Here is a 3,557-nt window from a genome sequence, read left to right on the forward strand (position 1 = left end):
TGTGGTGTTGTGCTTTGTTTGTGTGTACGTTGGTTTGGGGGGTTGTGGTGTGGGGTGTGGGGGGGGGGGTGGGGGGTGTGGGGTGTGGGGTGTGGGGTGTGGGGTGTGGGGTGTGGGGTGTGGGGTGTGGGGTGTGGGGTGTGGGGGAACGGAAAACTAGAAGAGCTTGCCAGGTGGGTAGCGCGGAACCTGCCTTGTCTTGATGCAGTCGCTCATGGGGGGAACCCCCAAGACCTCGCTGCATCGCTAAAATGGCTGATATTGCAAAGAAAAGTAAAGACCATTATCTTGCAGGGTATTCCCAGAGTTGTCAACACTCATCAAGGGGATACCATAATCTAAGCGTAAATTCCAAGGGTTACTAGGCTGCGAAATTAATCCTAGCCCCAAACTCCCTATGGTTTGTGGGTCTGGATTTGTACTGCCATTATTCCAAGCAGTGCCAATATCAAAAAATGGCGCAATTTGCAATGTATTGGTGTTTGCTGTCAGAGGAATACGGACTTCTGCTGAAGCTGTGATCCCATTATCTGCTACTAATTGATTTTGCCGATATCCTCTTACTGTATCGACTCCCCCCACACTAAACCTTTCAATAGATAATAAAGAATCTGATGTTAGTTGGGTATTAAGACGTAGTAAGAATAAATTTCGCGATGATAAACGCTGTACCCATTGGAATTGTCCTAACCAAGACAAAAAACGCCCATCGGGAGCTTCATTATTCACTGTAGCATCAAAGGCATCTATGCCGAGATTAAATTGCGATCGCGCTGCGAAAACTCTGGTAGCATTACGGTCCACCCAATCTTGGAAAAAGCGAATCACTGTAACGTTTGATTCACCATTTTCGGGACCTTCGGAGAAAGAAAAGGGAATATCATCAAGGATAAATGTTTGACTGCGACGCAAATCTAGAGCTAAACCAAGGGCAAATTCTGTTGAGGGTTTTCTGTATAACGGTTGACGAATAGTCACGGAAAATGTTTCGGTTTCGCTTCTAATTTTGATATCGCGGAAGTCATCTTCAATAATTCGGCTATCGGTATTGTCATAACGGAAGCTAACGTCACCATTCCGGCGATTGATGGGAATGCTATAGCTAATATCATATAGATTGAGTCCTTCAGTAATGCCGTAAGTACCAGAGAGACTATCACCAAACCCTAACAAATTATCATGACCAACAAACACACTAATTTGTTCGGAACCGACGCTAGGGGATTGGCGGTTATTGCTTGTAATACCTGCTTGACACTCCCCGCCCGCTTATGAGCGGGGATTCTTCACTCAACGACTCAACTTGCTCAATCAGGCCGGAACCAGAAAGAGTAGAGGCTAAATCTCCTGAAGCGTTTGGGTTTATAACCCAAGTTCCAACGTGCCCCGTTGTACTTATGGCTCTATTTCGGATATTGATGGCGGCGTTATGATCCCTGTCTAGCTCACAACCACATTTACAGGTATGAGTTCTAGTAGATAGGGACTTTTTGACGACTTCACCACAATTAGAGCAGTTTTGGCTAGTGTAGGCAGGATTAACAGCAACAGTTATCCGACCGAATTTAGCTCCAAAATGCTCCAACCATTTCCTGAATTGATACCAACCAGCGTCATTGATAGATTTAGCAAGGCAATGATTTTTTACCAGGTTTTTAACTCTTAAATCTTCGTAGGCGACCAAATCGTTAGATCGGATTACGCAACGTGCAAGTCTCTTTGCATGTTCTTCACGCTGCCTACTTATTTTAAGGTGTTGCCTGCCTAATCTATTAACCGCTTTTCTACGGTTGGATGAGCCTTTATTTTTCCGGGAGACCCGGCGTTGATAAAACTTTAATCGTTTTTCATTTTTCCTGTAAAACCTAGGGTTAGGTTCAGAATGACCATCAGAATCTGTATAAAACTCCTTAAGTCCTACATCCAGGCCAATGGTTTTACCTGTTGAGTCTATCTCCTCTTTTGCGTTAACTGCAATGCAGAATTGAACATAGTACCCGTCAGCTCGTTTAACTATCCGAACCCGGTTGATTTGTTTTTTGTCAAAACGCCACAAGTCCCAGGTACCTTTGAGTTTGAGCTTTCCGATTCCTTTCTTATCCGTGAAGGTTATCGATTTTTTGTCAGGGGATAATTTCCACCCTGATTTCTTGTACTCGACAGAACGAGCACGTTTCTGAAACTTAGGAAAACCTTTTTTGCCTGGGACTTTTTTCTTGCAGTTATCGTAGAATCGGACGATCGATGACCATGCCCTCTCAGACGCAGCCTGACGGGCAGTAGAGTTAAGTTCATTAGCAAAAGGGAACTCCTTAGCAAGGATTTTGGAATATCTACTAAGGTCGCTTTTCCCTGTTCCCTTGTTATCTAACCACAAACGGATGCAGCTATTCCGAATAAATTTGACTGCCCGGAGCGCTTCGTCTATCGCTGAATATTGGGACTCTTTGCCTTTGGCTTTAAACTCTAAAATAATCACCGAATTCGACCTCCTTCGGCGTTCGCCTTTGGCGTGGCCAAAGGCCAAGCCTACGCTACGCAAACAAGACATTTTTATACTAGCAACTTTATATAAAGCTGTCAAGTCAGAGCCAAAAAAAAAGCCGTCATAGAAGGACGGGGCTTTAAACCCAATATTTTTGGTAAAGAAATTATACTTAATACTAAGTCTTAATTGGGTCAGATAATTTCGTCCTTGCTTCCTGTTCCCTGCTCCCTACTCCCTGTTCCCTAAAACCCAGAACTTTATACCTCATCCAATTCAAAACCGCTCTAAGTATTAAGACTAATAGATTTTAGAGACATTTGCTCATCGAGATCTACTACCAAACCATCCTGCATCTGAATAAGTCGTTGGGTTTGGGCAGCTACATCATGTTCGTGAGTAACAATCACGATGGTGATGCCTTGCTGGTTTAATTCCCCAAGCAGATCCATGACTTCCTGGGAGGTTTTGGTATCTAAGGCTCCGGTAGGTTCATCTGCCAACAGCAAAGCGGGGCGATTGACTAAAGCACGGGCAATGGCAACCCGTTGTTGTTGTCCCCCAGAAAGTTGGCTAGGACGGTGGTGAAGGTGGTTGCCCAAACCCACTCGACTCAAGGCTTGCATTGCCCGTTGGCGTCGTTTGGGTTTAGGTACATTGGCGTAGACCATGGGTAGCATAACATTCTCAAGGGCTGTAGAGCGAGGCAAGAGATTGAATTGCTGAAACACAAAGCCAATGCGCTGATTGCGGATATAGGCAAGTTCGTCATCATGTAGGGTTGTGAGGTTTCTGCCTTCAAGGGCATAGCGTCCGGTAGTTGGGCGATCGAGACAACCAATAATGTTCATTAATGTGGATTTTCCAGAACCAGAAGCCCCCATAATGGCAATGTATTCTCCCTCTTTAATTGACAGGTTTATTCCCTTCAGAACTGATACCTGGACTTCCCCCATATCATAAATCTTAGTAATCGCTTCCATCCAAATCATAGTTTTTCATCCTATTTTTTTAGCAAAGGGAACAGGGAACAGGGAACAGGGAACAGGGAGTAGTTGCGTAGGGTGTGTTA

Annotated in this window: 3 protein-coding genes and 1 pseudogene; all 4 read right to left on the reverse strand. The window is 44.6% G+C overall.

Features of this window, described 5'->3' with window-relative positions; genetic code table 11:
* Positions 1-244, reverse strand: a pseudogene (locus F6J99_RS43280) (hypothetical protein); the annotation flags it as partial.
* A 2-nt stretch (positions 245-246) separates the two neighbouring features.
* Positions 247-1,194, reverse strand: coding sequence for a ShlB/FhaC/HecB family hemolysin secretion/activation protein (locus tag F6J99_RS43285; RefSeq protein WP_293123167.1), 948 nt, complete (start codon positions 1,192-1,194; stop codon positions 247-249).
* 37 nt (positions 1,195-1,231) lie between these two features.
* Positions 1,232-2,479: a transposase gene (locus F6J99_RS43290; RefSeq protein ID WP_293123173.1), complete on the reverse strand. Its 1,248-nt coding sequence runs from the start codon at positions 2,477-2,479 to the stop codon at positions 1,232-1,234.
* 293 nt (positions 2,480-2,772) lie between these two features.
* On the reverse strand, positions 2,773-3,477 hold the full coding sequence (locus tag F6J99_RS43295; RefSeq protein ID WP_293123170.1) for an ABC transporter ATP-binding protein: 705 nt from the start codon (positions 3,475-3,477) through the stop codon (positions 2,773-2,775).
* Between the last annotated feature and the right edge of the window lie 80 nt (positions 3,478-3,557).

It is taken from the genome of Moorena sp. SIO4G3, assembly GCF_010692305.1.
Lineage (GTDB): Bacteria > Cyanobacteriota > Cyanobacteriia > Cyanobacteriales > Coleofasciculaceae > Moorena > Moorena producens_A.